This window comes from Erythrobacter sp. JK5, assembly GCF_018205975.1.
GTDB lineage: Bacteria > Pseudomonadota > Alphaproteobacteria > Sphingomonadales > Sphingomonadaceae > Erythrobacter.
This window is the reverse complement of the sequence record NZ_CP073577.1, coordinates 1705130-1721376: the sequence shown is the minus strand read 5'-3', so window position 1 is coordinate 1721376 and position 16247 is coordinate 1705130. Positions and strand designations below refer to the sequence as shown.

The window sequence follows — 16247 nt, the reverse complement described above, 5'->3', positions numbered from 1 at the left end:
TTTCCCTCGCGAGCACAACCGCCCGTGGCAGTCGAAGTTCCGAGAATGCCGTCGAGCCGGTTGCGCAGAAGTCGCTTTATTTTGTCGTCTCGCCCCTCCATCCTGCCGCGACTCGATAAACGATGGAGAATTGCATGAGCCTGCTCGATGGAATCCTGAAGAATATCGGCGGCGCGCCGGACGATGTCGTCAATCTCGCCAGCAAGGTGGGGATTGACCCGAAGATGGCGGAAAAGGCGATCGCCACGCTCGGTCAGACCCACCAGATGCAGGGCGATACTGTCGAACTGGCTGCGGCCAAGACCGGTCTCGACACCGGCACGCTCGGCCAGATCGTGCAGCAAATCGGCGGGGAAGGGTCGCTCACCGAATTCGCCAACGCGATCAAGAACGATCCGACCAGCTTTTCCAAGCTGCTCGACCGCGATGGCGACGGGAGCGTGATGGACGATGTGGCGGATATGGCCAAGGGACTGTTCGGAGGGAAGAAGTAACCTGCCCGAGCATATCGGTTTTTGAAAAAGGGAGGGGCGTATGAGCCTTGCAGAAATGCTGCAGCAGAGCGGCGCAATTTCGGCCATGGCGAGGGAACTCGGGGTCGACGAGGGCACGGCGGGCAGCGCGGCGGGGGCCTTGCTCCCGGCGATCGTTGCCGGGATGGGCCGCAGCGCCACCGGCGGAACCGCCACTCCTGACCCGATGGGCGGGCTCGGCGGACTGGCAGGGGCGATCCTGGGCGGCGGAGCCGGCGGCGGTGGCGGTGGACTGGGCGGAGCGCTGGCGGGCGGACTCGGCGGCGGTTTGCTCGATGCCGTGCTCGGCTCCAGCCCGACCCCGACCCAGCCGGGCAACGACATTCTCGGCAATATCTTCGGCAGCAAGGACGTCAGCCGATCGGTCGCGGGCGAGGTCGCCAGCGTGACCGGACTCGACGAGGGGCTCCTCAAGAAGATGCTGCCGATCCTCGCCATGGCGGTCGCTGGCTACATGGCGAAACAGGCCACTGCCAGCGCACCCGCACAGCCGAGCGGCGGAAACAACCCGCTGGGCGGCATTCTCGGTTCGATCGTGTCGGGGATGATGCGCTGATTCCGGCGATCGCGCGGCCTATTCCTCGATGAAATAGGCCGAAATCGCGTCCTGCACCGGGATCGGCCGGCCTTCCGGCTTGTCGGCGAGAAACGCTAGCAGGCCGCGCACCTGTTCGGCCTTGTCGCCGCCGTGCGGATTGCTGGCGAGCGGCTGCAGCGCCGCCCGCGCGTCAGCGATACGCCCGTCGTTCATGTGCATCATGCCGGTCAGCAGCCACAATTCCTGGTCGAACGGAGCAAGTCGGGCGGCTCGGGCAAAAGCCTCCTTGGCATCGCTGGGCGGAACGGCACCCCGTTCGGCGTGGTAGCGGTAGGCGTAGACCAGCGGGACGGTGTGATCGGGCTCGATCGCAGCGAGCGCCCGTAGCGGTTCGATCGCCCGACCGTAGGCGGCATCCCTTTGCACCAGGTCCGACATGCCGCGCGCCAGACGAAATCCGGCAAGCCCCTTGTACAGGTAAGCGTCGACCAGCTGTGCATCGAGCGCCAGAGCGCGGTCGGCCGCTTCGCTCGCAGCCCGATCGTTTCCGGCGCCGTATTCGGTTTCGGCCAGCACCGTCAGCACATTCGCGTTATCGGGAAACCGCCCCTCGAGCGCCCGCGCTTCGGCCGCGAGCGACTGTGCCTCTTCGGGCGCGACACCGCGATCCGCGCGGATCCGAATGTCCATGATCGCCGCTTCGCCTTCGTCGAGGCGGCGCAGCGTTATCGGACTGACGGTGATTTCGTCGGGGCCGACATGGTAGCTCTTGCGATCGCGGTCGCGAATGTGCCGGTTGAGCTGCCGTTCGAGGACGCCGAGATCGCCGAACACCAGCTGCGCTGCGTCGAGCGAAGGCGTACCCCTGAGCACTTCGAGCCAGTATTCGCGCAATTGCCCGGTGCGTTCTTCGGACATTGAAAGATAGTGGTAGAGCAGCCAGCTGCGACCATAGAACGAATCCTTGGATTTGCCGACGCGGCCGTTGAGCCTCGACCAGTCGAGATCGAGCACTTCGCGGACCGGGGTCATCTCCTCCTCTTTCCAGAAGATCGTGAAACTGCGCTGCGAGGAGGGCATGCCGAGAAACACCGATCCGTCTTCGCGAAAATAGGCGGCGGAAAAGAACTCGGCCGCGCCTTCGTTCATCCACAGCGGCATCGCGAACCGATCGGTCGAGCTGAGGAAATGGTGCGCATATTCGTGCAGCAGCACGACGGTGGACAGGTCGGGATAGCCATCCTTGTTGCGGATATCCTGGACGAAGGCGACGCTGCCCTCCGCGCGCGGGATGTAAAATCCCGCAACGCCACTCGATCCGGCCAGCCGCCTGACCTGATCTGCCGACCCGATTGCGTAGACAGTGACGCGGTTGGACGGGCTGGGCTTTTCGACCGTACGCCCGGTGAAGTGCTCCATCGCGCTGTGATAGCGTTCTAGGTTCTCCGCGTAGCGGCGGATTTCCTGCTCGTCGTCATCGGCGTAGATCACGAAATGGTCGGACGAGGCTTCATGCCAGGCCGCGCGGGCCGGGCTTGGGGCAAGCATCAGCAAGGCGAGCGGGACGAGGGTCGAAAAAATGCGGGCAATCATGGTTGAATAATCCTGCGAGGGACCGGGACCTGGCCGGGCGGGAGGCGAGCGAAGGGACGGCGGTTCGGGCGCTTTGCCCGGTCCGTCAGTCTTGCTCCGGCTCGTCCTCGCCTTCGTCTTCTTCCGCTTCGGGCTCCTCGCCGGGATCGCCAGACACCGCCACCTGCGCCACGCCCTGCGCGAGCATTGCGTCGCGGCCGCTCACGCGCGTACCCTCTTCCATCCGGCCGAGCAGCGCGATCAATTCCTTGGCGCGGTCTGAACCTTCGCCGCCATGCGGATCGTTGGCGATCGGTTGCAGCGCAATTTTGGCGAGCGCGATCTTGCCTTCGCCCATCTGCATCATCGCGACATTGAACCACAAACCTTTGTCGAACGGCGCCAGCTGCGCCGCGCGTTCGAGCGCGTGGCGGGCGTTTTCGGGCGGCTCTTCGCCGCGTTCGACGAAGCTGCGATAGAAATAAATCAGCGGCAGAGGGTGGTTGTTCTCGCGCCCGTTGAGTTCGGTGAACGGCTGCATCGCACGCTGGTAGGCGGCGTCCCTGTCGTCGGCGTCGGCGGCCATCCGGAACAGCGCATAGCCTTTCTGGACGTAGGGGTTGGTGCGCGCCGGATCGATCGCGATCGCCCGGTCGGCTGCGGCGATCGCCTCGGCATCGTTGCCGGCGTCGTATTCGGCCTCTGACAGCGCCGCGAGAACGCCGGCATCGTCCGGATATCTGGCAGCGACCGCGCGGATTTCGACCAGCAGTTCGGCCGCCTGCTCGGCAGTTACCCCGCGCTGCGAGCGCATGCGCAGCGGCATCACCTCGGCTTCGCCTTCCGGCAGCTTGCGGATGGCGACTTCGCCCGCACTAAGTTTCTCCGGCGTCAGGTTGAACGTGAACATTCGCCGCTGGCGGACATAGGCGTCGAGCTCTTTCTCGAGCGTGTCGAGGTCGCCGAAAACCTTTTCTCCGGCTTCGATCGGGGGGGTACCGTTGAGCACTTCGAGCCAGTAATTGGTCGCCTGTCCGGCGCGTTCCTTTTCGAACGTCAGGTAGTGGTAGAGCAACCAGCTGCGCCCGTAGAACGCGTCATAGCGCTTGCCCTTTCTCGCCTCGTACTGCTCCGGATCGAGCAGTTCGCGGATCGACACCTCCTCGGCATAGGCCAGTTCGGCGCCGCGGTGCACCGCTGGGCGACCAACCAGGACGCTGCCATCCTTTTCGAACCCGGCCGAGGCGAAGAACTCGGCTGCGCCTTCGCTCATCCAGCGCGGCATCGCGAAGCGCGAGCTCGAAATCAGGAAATGGTGCGCGTATTCATGCAACAGCACGATCGTCGAGAAATGCGGATAGCCGTTCTTGTTGCGGATATCCTGCACGAACGCGAGCGAACCACCCGCACGCGGAATGTAGAACCCGGCCAGGGCGCGATCGTCGGTACCGGCCAGCTTGCGCACATCGCGCTGGTCTCCGACCACGAAGATCACCACCCGGTTTGACGGGCTCGGTTTCTCGAAATTGCGTCCGGTCACATACGCCATGGCGCTGTGATACCGCTCGAGGTTCTCGGCGAACCGGCGGATGTCCCTTTCCTTGTCGTCGGCATAGATGACGAAGTGATCGCTCGACGCCTCGTACCAGTCCGCGCGCGCAGCCGTGGGCGCGACGAGGAAGGCGGCGAGCAGGCCGATAGCGGCAATTATTCTGAAAATCATCAATAGCGTCCCCTCGGCGATGCCTGCGACCGCACCGCCCCGGGTCAAACTATATGCAAAAAAATAAGCGCTTGGCTAGATCAGGCTGAAACCGGCTCCGATCGTGTTGCATCGGACTTCAAGCGGTCGACATAGTTCCAGATCTGCGACACCACGACCGAACCTTCGCCGACTGCGCTGGCGACCCGCTTGACCGATCCGGCGCGCACATCGCCAACCGCGAAGATGCCATCCGTGCCGGTCTCGAACGGGCTGTCGCGCCCGGCCTCCTTGCCGGTGAGGACAAACCCCTTGTCGTCGGTCCGCACCAGTCCGGAAAGCCAATCGGTGTTGGGCGCGGCACCGATCATGATGAAGACCGCGCGCGCGTTCTGTCGCAGTTCGCCGTCCGGACCCTTCGGCGTCACCGCCTCGAGCCAGTCGCCGCCGTGCAGCTCTTCCATCGTCGTGCGGTAGTGAATCGAGATGCGCGGGTCGGCTTCGAGGCGGCTGGAAAGATACTTCGACATCGACGCGGCAAGGCTGTCCGATCGCACCAGCAGGTGAACGTGAGAGGCGCTGCGCGACAGGTACATCGCCGCCTGTCCGGCCGAGTTGCCGCCGCCGATCACCACCACTTCGGTGTTCTGGCAGAAGCGCGATTCCATCTCGGTGGCGGCGTAGTAGATGCCGTGCCCTTCGAATTCGCGCAGGCGATCGATCGGGAGCCGCCGATACTGGACGCCGGTGCTGACCAGCACTGCGCGCGCGCAGACCTCGTCGCCGCCGTCCAGCGTGGCGCAGAATGTGCCGTCGTCGCGCTTTTCCAGCGATTCGACCCGGCGCGGCATGGCGAAACGGGTGCCGAACTTGAGCGCCTGGATTTGCCCGCGATAAGTCAGGTCGGTGCCGCTGATCCCGGTCGGGAAACCCATGTAGTTCTCGATCCTGCTCGACGTGCCGGCCTGCCCGCCGATTGCCATGTCCTCGATCACCAGCGCATCGAGACCTTCCGATCCGGCATAGACCGCCGCCGCGACGCCCGCCGGGCCGCCGCCGACGATCAGCAGGTCCAGCAGGCGCTGCTGGCAGATGTCGATATCGAGGTTGAGATATTGCGCGACCTTGCGCGGCGTGGGGTTTTCGAGCCGGTGCTCGCCGCCGAGGATCACCGAGGGCTGGTGCCCGGTCAGATCGCAGACCCGAGCGGTTTCGCGATCGGTCGCGTCCATGTCGAAGCTTTCGAACGGAATGCGGTTGCGCGACAGGAACCGTTCGACGTCCTGCACCGCCGGGTCGCGGTCCGCGCCGATGACCTTCACCGCGCCGTTGCTGTCCTCGAACTGCTTGCGCCGCCGCGCGGCGAACACGGTGATGATGTGGTCGGACAGCTCGGGGATGCGGCTCATCAGCTCGAGCATCGCTGCGCGCGGGGCCTCGATCACGCGGGTGGGCTTGGCTGCCCGCATCTTGAGGTAGTTGGTCGCGGCGTTGAGAAACCCGATCTCACCCATGAACTGCGTCGGGCCGAGCGCGTGTTCGAACATGCGCTCGCCGGTGTAGGGATCGACGACCTCGATTTCGCCTTCCACCACGTACACGAACCGGTCCATCGGATCGCCGACTGCGGCCACGGTTTCGCCGGCGGCATATTCGCGCTCGCCGCCGATTTCGCAGATCGCCTCGACATGCGCCTCGGCGAGCGGGACCCGGCGGAGAGTCTCAAGATCCTGCCCAAGCTGTTCCATCGCTGCCTCCTGGCGCTATTCGCCGTCCCAAGAGGTAGGGTCAGGCCTTCGCATCCGCAATGTATCGTGTGACAGTCTTTTCAACGACATCGAGCGGGGCGTTGCCGCCCAGTATGACGGCTGTGTTGAACGCCTTGAAGTCGTACGCGCTGCCCAGTTCGGCCTCGGCGCGGGCGCGCTGGCGGACGATTTCGCTGTGCCCGATCTTGTACGAGCACGCCTGTCCCGGCCAGCTGCAATAGCGATCGACTTCGCTCGCGACCTCTTCCTCCTTCGAACCATTGCGTTCGATGAAGAAATTGCGCGCCTGCTGGCGCGTCCAGCGCTTGTGGTGAAGGCCGGTGTCGACCACCAGGCGGCACGCGCGGAACGCGAGGCTCTGGAGGTAGCCCAGCCGCCCGACCTTGAAATCGTCATACGCGCCCAGCTCGTCGGCGAGTTGCTCGCCGTAAAGCGCCCAGCCTTCGGAAAACGCCCCGAACGCGAGGATCGAGCGGATCAGCGGCAGGCGGTTCGAATATTCGCCTTCCCACACATGGCCCGGGATCGCTTCGTGGAACGTGAGGTCGGGCAGGTCGTATTTGCGGTGCAGGTCGGTGGTGCGCAGATTGATCCAGAAACGGCCCGGTATCTGCCCGTCCTTGCTCCCCGCGCCGCCATAGGCCCCCGGTGCGCCGGGTTCCTCGTTGGGCGGGATACGGCGCACTTCCATATGGGGATCGACCAGCGTGTTGAACGCGCGCGGCATCTGCGCCTTGATCCAGTTGATCCGTTCCCAGATGAAGGCGAAGATTTCCTCGCGACCGGGATCGCCATCGGCAAACTTGTAGCGCGGGTCTTGGGACAGCGCCTGCATCCGTTCGCCGACAGTCCCCTTGGTATAGCCGATCTCCCTGAGGATCGGGTCCATCCGGCCGTGCAGCTCGGCCAGTTCGTCGAGGCCCTGCTGATGGATTTCGTCGGGATCGAGCGCGGTCGTGGTCGAGGCGCTGGTGGCCCAGGAATACCATTCGTCCCCGCGCGGCTGCGCCCACATTCCCGGATTGGAACTGGCCAGCGACCGTTCGACCCTGAGCTCTTCGAGCTGCGCCAGCAGCGCGGGGACGATCATGTCGGAAACGATCTGCACCGCCTGGCGCGAAGCGGTGGCGGCGGCGGGCAGTTCCGAGGTCAGCAGCGGCTCGACGAATGCCCCGCCGTTGATCGAGGAAGTCGCGAGCGTGTCCTCCATCTGCGCGATCGTCTTGTCGAGCAGGAAGTCGGGCGGCACCACGCCCATGGCTCGCGCCGCCCTGATCCGGTCCAGTTCGCCGTCGAGCACCGCCTTGGTCTCGACCAGCCGCCCGAGGTAGTATTCGACATCCTGCGCATCGCGCAGCGGCTGGGTCGCACCGAAGAAGCGGGGCATGTCGATATAGGCCCCGACATTCTGGACTACGAGATAGGGCGCGTTGCGCCAGCTGCCGACCGCGACATCGCCATAGGGTAGCGCCATGCCTTCGAGCGCCTTGTCGAACGCGCTTTCGACCACGTCGAATCCGACCTGCTGATCGGGGTCAGCCCGTCCTTGGGATAGGAACGCGCCTGTTCGAGTGCCCAGCGCAAGGTCGCCGCATATTCGCTGCGCCCCTCGGCCCCGGCGGCGCCGAAAGTGCCGCGCCATTTCGCGTATCGCCCGGTGTCGACGCCGAGACCGGTCGCACGGCCCGGTTCGTGATCGAGCATCGCGTAGGCGATCTGGTCGAGCATTTCGTCGGGCGAATGCGTGACCGGGGCGGCATCCGCGACGGCACGGTAGGCTGCGCCGGCGCATCCCGGCAGCAACGCCAACGCGGAAACGCCGCCAAGCCCGGAGAGGGCCTGGCGGCGCGTGATCTGGTTCGTGGTTTCTTGCATGGCGGCGGTGTTACCGCGCGCCCTCCTCAAGTCAATCGACCCGAGGGCGAGAGACCCGCTTTCTCAGTTCTTCAGATCGTCCGGAACGATACCGCCGGCGTCGGCGAGCTTGCGCATCACCGCCCGGTGCAGCGCGATATTGTCCTCGGCGGAGCCCGAATACCCGCTGATCCCGACCTCGCCGGCCAGTTCCTTGCGGTTTTCGTAGCTCGAATCGAGGTTGAGCAGCTTCATCAGATCGACGATCGAGGTGCGCCAGTTGAGGCTGTCGGCGCCGGGAATGTTGCTCACGCGCTGTTCCACATCGACCGCGCTGATAGCTTCGCGCTTGGGCGGGGCAGCGTCGGCTGCCGGAGCCGGGGTGGCAGCTTCCTGCGCCTTGTCGTCATCATCGCCGCCGAAAATCGCGTTCTTGATCGAGCTGAAAATTCCCATTCAATCCCTCCTTGGTGTGTCTCTGCGTTCGAACCGCGGCGGGTTTCAATCCTGCCGCGAATGCGCATAAGGACGATAGCACAACGGACCCGGATAATCGCATGAATATCGTACTTTCGCTCGTGATGCTGGTGGCGCTGGCGCTGATTGCCGGGGCGATCGTCTACTGGCGGCGCACCGGCGAGCTGAAACAACCCGCGCTGATGGTGCTGCTCGCATTGGTCGCGATTGCCAACGTGCTGATCTGGACCCTGCCCGATGCGAGCGGGGTCGCTCCGGTGGACCAGGTGGAGTCGGCCGGGGCGCAGGACACCCCGACCGACTCCTGAGTTGCGACCCTATTCGGGGATTTCCCAGTTGACCGAGCTGCTGAAGCTGCCGGGCACTTTCTTTCCGGCGCTGTCCTTTGCCGGATCGAACTTTGCGCGGCTGGTGATCAGATCGCAGGTGGCGGCATCGAGCACGGCGTGCCCGGTCGAGCGGGTGATGGTGCAGCCGGTCACTTCGCCTGCAGCGCTGATCTCGAGCCGGAAGCCTGCCCTCCCGGCCCGGCCTTCGCGGATCCAGCGCGGGCGATAATCGCGATCGGTGATCCAGCGGCTCGGACGATTGCTGGGCGAAGCGGCGACCGGATCGAAGCGCGGCGCGACGGGAAGCGCAGCGGCACCGCCGCCCGTGACTTCGACCGGTCCCGGCACCGTGATCAGCTCGTTGCCTAGCTCCGGCAGGGTTCCGACCTCGATCGGCGGGCCGGGCCTAAGATCGAACTGGGTTTCGGGCACCGTCACGACCTGGGGAGCCTGCGTGCGCGGCGTTTCCGTCTGCGTGGAGCGGGCGTCGGGTTCGGGCGGCGGGGGCGGGGGCGGATCGGGAATCTTCGGCGTGATGAGTACGCCGATGGGGTTCGTGTCCGGATCCTTGATCACGGCGCTGACAGCGAGGCCGGCGATCAGGACCGCGCCGAACGTGGCGGGGACGCCGAGCGCGCCGAGCATCGCGAAGGGGTTGGGCCTGCGGGCGGATGCGACATAGTTCATTGCAGTGGTTCCTCTCTCCATTCTTCGTGGGAGCGGAAGCCAGCGCGAGCGACCCGACTGGCTCCACTCACGAGTCATGTTACAACGTTACATTTTCAATGCAAGCTGTTTCGAGTTTCGGAAAAGGACCCGTCTGCGAATGCAACCGGTTTGATTTGTGAAATATTGTTTCAGACAAAATCTTCCCCTCCTCCTTGGAGGAGGGGTCAGGGGTGGTGGTCCGAGCGATAGCACGGTTGAAACAGAGACGAGCTTTGCGGCTCGATCCCACCCCTCAATCCCCTCCCTTGAAAGGGAGGGGAGGAGACTTGGAATCACCAGCCCATTTTCGCGGTGCACCGACGCCAAAGGCGTCGCAAGGCCGACCGGCCGCCCGCAGTGATGCGGCCTTCAGGCCGCGTGTGCGAGGATTTTGCACGCCGGATGGCGTGCGGAAGACAAAGACTCTATTTGATCGGACAATCCGGCGACAGGCGGAAATCGAGGTAGTTGTCGACCGACGCCATCATGTCTTCCATCTCGTTCTCGAAGAAATGGTTGGCGCGCGGGATCTCGTCGTGGTGGATCGTGATGTGCTTTTGCGTGCGCAGCTTGTCGACCAGCTTCTGCACCGCGCTCGGCTGCACCACCGTATCCGCCGCGCCCTGCACGAAGATCCCGCTGGCCGGGCACGGGGCGAGGAAGCTGAAGTCGTACATGTTGGCAGGCGGCGCGACCGAGATGAAGCCGCGCACTTCGGGGCGGCGCATCAGCAGCTGCATGCCGATCAGCGCGCCGAACGAGTAGCCCGCGACCCAGGTGGTCTGCGCCTCGGGGTGGATCGACTGCACCCAGTCGAGCGCGCTGGCCGCGTCGCTGAGTTCGCCGATCCCGCTATCGAAACTGCCCTGGCTGCGGCCCACGCCGCGAAAGTTGAACCGCAGGGTAGCGAAGCCGCGATCGGCGAAGGTCTTGTACAGCCGCTGCACGATCCGGTCGTTCATCGTGCCCCCGCCCTCCGGGTGCGGATGGAGGATCATCGCGACCGGCGCACGCGGGCGCGGGGGAGGGGAGAAACGACCTTCGAGGCGGCCCTCTGGGCCGGGAAAGATGACGGATGGCATCGCAGTCCTTGCAAATTGGAGTGCGCAAAGTGCCCGCTGGCACCTGCGTTTGCGCGCTCTATATACGAGTCGCCATCCGTTCCGCAATTTTTTAAGAATCGTTCTCATTAAGACGCGCATCTATCTCGACCATGCAGCTACCTCTCCGCTGCGCCCCGAAGCGAAAGCGGCGATGGAGGAGGGCTTCCGCATCTGGGCCAACCCGTCCTCACCCCACGCCGAAGGTCGCAAGGCAAGGGCGGCGCTGGAGGATGCGCGCGAGCGGATCAAGGCGCAGCTTGGGTGGGATGGCGAGCTGATCTTTACGAGCGGGGCGAGCGAGGCGCTGTGGATCGCTCTGAACCGGGCGAAGGTCGAGCGTCGGATAGTGAGTGCAGTGGAGCATGACGCGGTGTTTCGCGCTGCGCCGGACGCGGAGGTGATGCCGATTCGAATTTACGGAGCCGAGCCAGATCCCGTGGCCCTCGCCGCATCTCTGGCGCAAGGCAAATCGGCACTGTTCGCTCTTCTGGCGATCAATTCGGAGACCGGGACGGAACTTCTGACAGCGCGATCCGATCATAGTCGAGATTTGGCGAAGCAGGTCAGGGACGCAGGGGGTTTGCTGCTCGCCGATTGTTCGCAAAGTGCGGGCAAAATGCCCTTGCCTGATGCCGACATGATCGTGGTCAGCGCCCACAAGTTCGGCGGACCAATAGGGATCGGCGCGCTGCTTTTGCGCGATTTCAGTTCGCTCGAACCCGGCAGCGGGCATGAACGCGGCTACCGGCAAGGCACCGAAAATCTGCCCGGCGCACTCGGCATGGCGGCGGCGCTGGAGGCGGGCGGGCTGGACAGTTGGATCACCAAGGAGAGTGAGCGGCTCGATTTCCGGCAGGCGATCTGGGAAGCGGGGGAGGGGATCGTGATGGGGCCGCAATGTTCCCACATATTCGCTGTCACGCACCCCACCATGTCCGCTCAGGCGCTGCTGATCCGCCTCGACGCCATGGGCATCGCGGTATCTGCAGGCAGCGCGTGCTCCTCCGGCACACTTAAGAAAAGCCGGGTGCTCGACGCCTTCGGGGTTCCCGGCGAGGTCGCGGCCCGAACCATCCGGGTGAGCATCGGCTGGAACACGACGCCTGAGGATTTGGAGCAGTTCGCTGAGGTTTGGCAATCCCTGACCTCTTAGAATTCGTCGCCCCGGACTTGATTCGGGGCAAGGCTTCTTTGTACCCGCGCCAGAAGAAGCCTAATCCCGCATCAAGTGCGGGATGACGAGTTAGTTGAGTTGGTGCATAGGCCGCTCACATGATCTACCTCGACTACCAGGCCACCACCCCGCTCGCGCCCGAGGCGCGCGATGCGATGTTGCGCTGGCTCGACGGGCCGGACGGGACCGGCTTCGGCAATCCGCATTCGCCGCACAAGTTCGGCCGGATGGCGGCGGCAGCGGTCGAGGCGGCGCGGGACAAGGTCGCGGCTTTGTTTCCTCCGGGAGGGCGGGTGATCTTCACCGGCAGCGCGACCGAGGCGCTCAACCTTGCGATCCGAGGATCGGGCAAGGGCGGCAGCGTATCCGTCTCCGCCATCGAACATGCAGCCGTGCTCGACACCGCCGAGGCGCTGGGCACGGCGCATATCCTCAACGTCTCGAAGGAAGGCCAGTGCAACACTGCGCAGGACGTGCCGAACGACGTGCGGCTGATCGCGGTGATGCAGGTCAACAACGAGATCGGCACGATCCAGCCCACCATCGACTGGCACCGCAAGGCCAAGGCGAACAATGCCCTGTTCCTGATCGACGCGGTGCAGGCTTACGGCAAGATCGAAGTCACCGGCGCCGACATGATCGCGGTCAGCGCGCACAAGCTCCACGGGCCCAAGGGCGTCGGCGCGCTGTGGGTGCGCGACGGGATCGCGCTGGAGGAGCAGATCACCGGCGGCGGGCAGGAAGCGGGGCTGCGATCGGGCACGCTCTCGCCCGCATTGATCGCCGGGTTCGGCGCTGCGGCGGCGCTCGCCAAGGAGCGCATGGAAGCGGATGCGGCACACGTCGAAGCGCTGTGCGGCCGCGCGCGCGAGCTGTTCGCCGACTGGACGCTCAACGGCAGCGAGGACGCGCGCTGGCATGGCAATCTCAATCTTCGCAAGGATGGCCTCGACGTGAACCGTCTGATGTCCGAATGCCGCAACGTGATGTTCTCCGCCGGAAGCGCGTGTGCCAGCGGATCGGGTCGCCCGAGCCATGTGCTCAAGGCGATCGGGTTGTCGGACAAGCAGGCCAAATCCTCGATCCGGCTCGGCTTCGGCCGCTACACGACTTTGGAACAGCTCGAAGTGGCTGCGCAAATCATCAATGCCGCTGCCGGGGATCAGGGCGTATGAGCATCACCGTCACCTTCATCGACCCGCGCGGAAAGCCGGTCGAAGTCAGAGCCGAGCCGGGCGACAATTTGCTGCGCGTCGGGCAGGGCGCGGGTTTGCCGCTCGAGGGGACCTGCGAAGGGCAGATGGCGTGCTCGACCTGCCATGTCATCGTCGCCACCGAGTGGTTCGCCCGGTTGCCCGAAGCGATCGAGGAAGAAGAGGACATGCTCGATTTCGCCGCCGGCGTGCGGCGCACCAGCCGCCTGTCCTGCCAGATCGAGCTCACCGAAGACCTCGACGGCCTGACCGTCACCGTTCCCGCCGAAAGCACCGACCTGCGGCGGATGTAGTCCTGCCGAGAAAAGGGGCTGGCTGACCGCTCGACCCTGCGAAGAGCGGCCAGCCAGTGGGGGCGGGTTTGTGTGGACCCAAGACATCCACGTCCGCGAACCGATCAGGCCTCGGCGATCTCGACTTGCGTCGGTCGCGTGAGGCGGCGGACCAGCCACACGACCCCGCCGATCGGGAGCGCGACCGAGCCGACCAGGATCAGCAAGGCGACGAGGTAGCCGAAGATCGTGCCGAGCGATCCTACCGCGCCTTGAACCGGGCCAAGGAAGTCACTGCTGACGGGAATGCCCGTCTCGTAGCGAACGGTAACACGCGAATAGGCGACGCGGCCTTCCATTTCCTTGAGCCAGCTGCGCGCCTGGTCGATCTCCTCGTTGACGCGGGCAACGCTGCGTTCGGCTTCGACCAGTTCCTCGACCGTGCCGCGCCGGGTTTTGAGGACTTCGAGCAGCCGGTCGCGCAATTCAGTGCGGGCGCGCAGCCGCGCTTCGGTATCGACGATTTGCTTGGATAGTTCCTCGGATGCGATCTCGGCTGAAACCTGCTCCGCCCCGGCATCCTCGGCTTCGTCTTCGAGCAGCGCGCCGAACGCGCGGGCCTGCCGGCTGGCAACGGCCATTTGCAGCACGCCGGTAACCTCATCAGCTTCTTCGCCGGTCTTGTTCATACCGAGAATCTGGCAACTGCCTGGGCCCTGCTGTTCGCACAGGCTTGCGTGGCGGCGTTGCAGCGGGCCGATCTCGGCAGCGGGCAGGCGCCAGCGGTAATCGTAAGTGTAGGCGAGCTGCGGCATGCTAACCGGTATGTCGCCCAGCACCGGGATAGCCGAGCCGTCGCCCCCGCGGTCCGCCACCGCTTCGACAGCGCTGTCCGCAGCGGCCGATTCATACGCCGCATCGGTGGAGCCATCGCCCGTTTCACTGCATGCCGCCAATGCGAGCGCGCTGATCGCCGCTCCCGCCACAGCCGCTCTCCGAATTGCATGCCTCATTTCCGTCTCCTTTTCGCCATGTTTATGCCATAATTGCGCCATAATTAGTCGATTTTGGCAAGGAGAATTTTTAATACATTAAAATCAGATTGTTAGTGGAGTGCGCGCGTGAATAGCCCCGCCTTGCAAGGTCGCATGGCGGGGCCAATTCGGTCAAATCTGCTCAAATGTGGCAGGCTGGCGCTGCCAATTGTGGCGAATCAGGCGGATTCGGTCACCTTGTCCATCGCCAATGCGCTCATCAGCGTGGCGGTGAAGGCGGGAATGTCGTCGGGATTGCGGCTGGTGATGATGTTGCCATCGACCGCCACCGTCTTGTCGACCACCTCCCCGCCGGCATTGCGCAAATCGGTGCGGATCGACGGCCAGCCGGTCACGACTTTGCCCGCGATGATGTCGGCCTCGGCCAGCAGCCACGGGGCGTGGCAGATCGCGGCGATCGGTTTGTTCGCGCTGTTGAAATCGCGCACGAGTTCGATCACGCGGTCGTTCATCCGCAGCACGTCCGGATTGATCTGACCGCCGGGAAGCAGGAGCGCGTCAAAATCGCCCTCGTTTACCGAATCGACGGTCTTGTCGACGGCCACGCTGTCGCCCCACTCGCCCTGGTTCCAGCCCTTGATCGAGCCGTCTTCGAGACTTGCGACAGTGATCTGCGCATTGGCCTCTTCCAGCAGGGCCTTGGGCTTCATGAGCTCGGACTGCTCGAACCCGTCCGTAGCGATGATCAGGATGCGTTTCATGGGAGTATCTCCTTGTAAATCATTTGCTTACTTAACGGAGATTACGCGCACTCGTTCCCCCGGCAAGGCCGGGTCGTGGCGTTCTTGCGACGAAGCGGAGCGGCGGGCCGGTGGCGGCCCGGCTGGTCAGAAAAAGTGCGAAATGAGATTGTAGCGCACGCCCAATGTCGTTTCCTGCACCTCGTGCAGCAGCGATGACGAGAACACCATCGCGGTGCCCGCCGGCACGCGATAACCCTTCGGACTGAATTCCTTGAAGGTGATTTCGCCGCCTTCGTAATCGTCGTTGAGGCTGATCGACAGCGCGAACTTGCGGTGTGCGCCGGGCGGATCGGTGTTGTCGCGGTGGCCCATCGAAAAACCTTCGCGCTTGCCGAAATAGCGCGCGATATGCAGGTCTTCGCGGCGCGTCACTTCGAACGCGAACGCCTTCTTGATCATCGGCGTCACCCGGCCGAAAATCCGTTCGTCGAGCAGTGCCAGCGTATCCCTGTTCTTGATGATGAGGTCGACGCGATCCTGCCGATAGTGATCGTAGACCGGAATTCTGTAATCGCCCGCGACCTCGCCCGGCTGGGGCTGGCGGACCATGAACGGCGTATCGGTCACCACGGATTCGACCAGCTTGCCGCACTCCTCGGGCGAGAACACGTTGGGCACCGTCAGGATCGGTGCGTGCGGCGGGCTCCAGCGCAATTCTTCGGCGGCCCGCGAGTTGTCGAGTGTATCCATAATCGTCTTCAGCGTTTCGCCTGCGTCCTCTTCCAGATCGAACCAGGTGCGGATCTGCCGGTATGGCGTCACCAGCACCAGCCGGGTCGCGTGGTCGGTTCCCTTGTGCAGTCCGTATGAGGCGAACATGCCGCCGGACGGATCGCTGGCGACCGGCCAGGGAAAGCCGGTGGTGCGTTTCAGGGCGTTGTTGTGCGCCGCATCGGCCGACGCGCTGACCGCGATTACGGTCGCATCGGCGGCATCGAGCGGCGCGAATAGATCGGCCAGGGACCGCAGGAGCGCCTTTGCGTGTTCGCTGTCCGGATCGCTCAGGAACACAAGAAGCAGATGGCGACCCGACAGGTGATCGTCGGCCAGGCTGATCTTGCGACCATCCCCGTCGCGCGTTTCGAACGGCATCGCCAGCGCACCGGGCCACAGGGTCTGCACGTATGGCCGGATCGACGGCGATGCGATCTGATAGGTCGGTCGGGTATCGGTCATCGATGCTCTTGCTGTTTCCCTCGCGGCG

General features: G+C 64.5%; 15 protein-coding genes and 1 pseudogene. 6 read left to right on the top strand and 10 right to left on the bottom strand.

All coding sequences use genetic code 11. From position 1 onward, the window contains the following. The first annotated feature begins 134 nt into the window (after nucleotides 1–134). Nucleotides 135–494 (top strand): hypothetical protein, encoded by a 360-nt coding sequence (locus tag KDC96_RS08450; RefSeq protein ID WP_212448031.1) that lies wholly within the window; start codon nucleotides 135–137, stop codon nucleotides 492–494. A 40-nt stretch (nucleotides 495–534) separates the two neighbouring features. After that, nucleotides 535–1089, top strand: coding sequence for a DUF937 domain-containing protein (locus KDC96_RS08445; protein ID WP_212448030.1), 555 nt, complete (start codon nucleotides 535–537; stop codon nucleotides 1087–1089). An 18-nt stretch (nucleotides 1090–1107) separates the two neighbouring features. Here the strand turns inward: KDC96_RS08445 and KDC96_RS08440 are convergent, their stop codons facing one another. The 5 genes and pseudogenes from KDC96_RS08440 to KDC96_RS08420 all read right to left on the bottom strand — a co-directional run bounded on the left by KDC96_RS08440 (nucleotide 1108) and on the right by KDC96_RS08420 (nucleotide 8424). Beyond that, entirely contained in the window at nucleotides 1108–2664 is a 1557-nt protein-coding gene (locus KDC96_RS08440) for a hypothetical protein (RefSeq protein ID WP_212448029.1), read from the bottom strand. Between the two features lie 85 nt (nucleotides 2665–2749). After that, on the bottom strand, nucleotides 2750–4366 hold the full coding sequence (locus KDC96_RS08435; RefSeq protein WP_212448028.1) for a hypothetical protein: 1617 nt from the start codon (nucleotides 4364–4366) through the stop codon (nucleotides 2750–2752). Nucleotides 4367–4446: 80 nt separating this feature from the next. Continuing rightward, on the bottom strand, nucleotides 4447–6093 hold the full coding sequence (locus tag KDC96_RS08430) for a cyclic nucleotide-binding domain-containing thioredoxin-disulfide reductase (RefSeq protein ID WP_212448027.1): 1647 nt from the start codon (nucleotides 6091–6093) through the stop codon (nucleotides 4447–4449). 40 nt (nucleotides 6094–6133) lie between these two features. Continuing rightward, nucleotides 6134–7989, bottom strand: a pseudogene (locus KDC96_RS08425) (DUF885 family protein). A 63-nt stretch (nucleotides 7990–8052) separates the two neighbouring features. Next, nucleotides 8053–8424, bottom strand: coding sequence for a DUF3597 domain-containing protein (locus KDC96_RS08420; RefSeq protein ID WP_212448026.1), 372 nt, complete (start codon nucleotides 8422–8424; stop codon nucleotides 8053–8055). A 101-nt stretch (nucleotides 8425–8525) separates the two neighbouring features. On the opposite strand from KDC96_RS08420, the gene KDC96_RS08415 reads away from it, so the two are divergent. Next, nucleotides 8526–8753, top strand: a complete 228-nt coding sequence (locus KDC96_RS08415; protein ID WP_212448025.1) for a hypothetical protein — start codon at nucleotides 8526–8528, stop codon at nucleotides 8751–8753. Between the two features lie 9 nt (nucleotides 8754–8762). Here the strand turns inward: KDC96_RS08415 and KDC96_RS08410 are convergent, their stop codons facing one another. Both KDC96_RS08410 and KDC96_RS08405 read right to left on the bottom strand, forming a co-directional pair. Continuing rightward, nucleotides 8763–9461 (bottom strand): TonB family protein, encoded by a 699-nt coding sequence (locus tag KDC96_RS08410; protein ID WP_212448024.1) that lies wholly within the window; start codon nucleotides 9459–9461, stop codon nucleotides 8763–8765. Between the two features lie 446 nt (nucleotides 9462–9907). Further along, a complete protein-coding gene (locus KDC96_RS08405; RefSeq protein WP_212448023.1) occupies nucleotides 9908–10564 on the bottom strand; it encodes an alpha/beta hydrolase in 657 nt (218 codons plus the stop codon). A gap of 172 nt (nucleotides 10565–10736) precedes the next feature. Between KDC96_RS08405 and KDC96_RS08400 the strand changes: the two genes are divergently transcribed. From KDC96_RS08400 to KDC96_RS08390, 3 genes are all read left to right on the top strand, one after another. Then, nucleotides 10737–11738 (top strand): aminotransferase class V-fold PLP-dependent enzyme, encoded by a 1002-nt coding sequence (locus KDC96_RS08400; RefSeq protein ID WP_249172006.1) that lies wholly within the window; start codon nucleotides 10737–10739, stop codon nucleotides 11736–11738. A 119-nt stretch (nucleotides 11739–11857) separates the two neighbouring features. Beyond that, nucleotides 11858–12934: a cysteine desulfurase family protein gene (locus KDC96_RS08395; protein ID WP_212448021.1), complete on the top strand. Its 1077-nt coding sequence runs from the start codon at nucleotides 11858–11860 to the stop codon at nucleotides 12932–12934. Further along, nucleotides 12931–13266 carry a 2Fe-2S iron-sulfur cluster-binding protein gene (locus tag KDC96_RS08390; RefSeq protein ID WP_212448020.1) on the top strand — a complete coding sequence of 112 codons (336 nt, stop codon included), beginning with the start codon at nucleotides 12931–12933 and terminating at the stop codon, nucleotides 13264–13266. The genes KDC96_RS08395 and KDC96_RS08390 overlap by 4 nt, the downstream gene beginning before the upstream one ends. A 104-nt stretch (nucleotides 13267–13370) precedes the next feature. Here the strand turns inward: KDC96_RS08390 and KDC96_RS08385 are convergent, their stop codons facing one another. The 3 genes from KDC96_RS08385 to KDC96_RS08375 form a co-directional block, all read right to left on the bottom strand. Beyond that, nucleotides 13371–14258: a DUF4349 domain-containing protein gene (locus KDC96_RS08385; protein ID WP_212448019.1), complete on the bottom strand. Its 888-nt coding sequence runs from the start codon at nucleotides 14256–14258 to the stop codon at nucleotides 13371–13373. A gap of 200 nt (nucleotides 14259–14458) precedes the next feature. Further along, nucleotides 14459–15001, bottom strand: a complete 543-nt coding sequence (locus KDC96_RS08380; protein ID WP_212448018.1) for a DJ-1/PfpI/YhbO family deglycase/protease — start codon at nucleotides 14999–15001, stop codon at nucleotides 14459–14461. Between the two features lie 126 nt (nucleotides 15002–15127). Further along, nucleotides 15128–16219 (bottom strand): redoxin domain-containing protein, encoded by a 1092-nt coding sequence (locus KDC96_RS08375; protein ID WP_212448017.1) that lies wholly within the window; start codon nucleotides 16217–16219, stop codon nucleotides 15128–15130. Nucleotides 16220–16247: the final 28 nt, after the last annotated feature.

Bases quoted from the DNA above. Each gene is read 5' to 3' on its own strand.
- KDC96_RS08390 (WP_212448020.1), top strand. From the start codon at position 12,931: ATGAGCATCACCGTCACCTTCATCGACCCGCGCGGAAAGCCGGTCGAA.
- KDC96_RS08400 (WP_249172006.1), top strand. From the start codon at position 10,737: ATGGAGGAGGGCTTCCGCATCTGGGCCAACCCGTCCTCACCCCACGCC.
- KDC96_RS08375 (WP_212448017.1), bottom strand. From the start codon at position 16,219: ATGACCGATACCCGACCGACCTATCAGATCGCATCGCCGTCGATCCGG.
- KDC96_RS08395 (WP_212448021.1), top strand. From the start codon at position 11,858: ATGATCTACCTCGACTACCAGGCCACCACCCCGCTCGCGCCCGAGGCG.
- KDC96_RS08450 (WP_212448031.1), top strand. From the start codon at position 135: ATGAGCCTGCTCGATGGAATCCTGAAGAATATCGGCGGCGCGCCGGAC.
- KDC96_RS08410 (WP_212448024.1), bottom strand. From the start codon at position 9,461: ATGAACTATGTCGCATCCGCCCGCAGGCCCAACCCCTTCGCGATGCTC.
- KDC96_RS08405 (WP_212448023.1), bottom strand. From the start codon at position 10,564: ATGCCATCCGTCATCTTTCCCGGCCCAGAGGGCCGCCTCGAAGGTCGT.
- KDC96_RS08440 (WP_212448029.1), bottom strand. From the start codon at position 2,664: ATGATTGCCCGCATTTTTTCGACCCTCGTCCCGCTCGCCTTGCTGATG.
- KDC96_RS08435 (WP_212448028.1), bottom strand. From the start codon at position 4,366: ATGATTTTCAGAATAATTGCCGCTATCGGCCTGCTCGCCGCCTTCCTC.
- KDC96_RS08420 (WP_212448026.1), bottom strand. From the start codon at position 8,424: ATGGGAATTTTCAGCTCGATCAAGAACGCGATTTTCGGCGGCGATGAT.
- KDC96_RS08445 (WP_212448030.1), top strand. From the start codon at position 535: ATGAGCCTTGCAGAAATGCTGCAGCAGAGCGGCGCAATTTCGGCCATG.
- KDC96_RS08380 (WP_212448018.1), bottom strand. From the start codon at position 15,001: ATGAAACGCATCCTGATCATCGCTACGGACGGGTTCGAGCAGTCCGAG.
- KDC96_RS08415 (WP_212448025.1), top strand. From the start codon at position 8,526: ATGAATATCGTACTTTCGCTCGTGATGCTGGTGGCGCTGGCGCTGATT.
- KDC96_RS08385 (WP_212448019.1), bottom strand. From the start codon at position 14,258: ATGAGGCATGCAATTCGGAGAGCGGCTGTGGCGGGAGCGGCGATCAGC.
- KDC96_RS08430 (WP_212448027.1), bottom strand. From the start codon at position 6,093: ATGGAACAGCTTGGGCAGGATCTTGAGACTCTCCGCCGGGTCCCGCTC.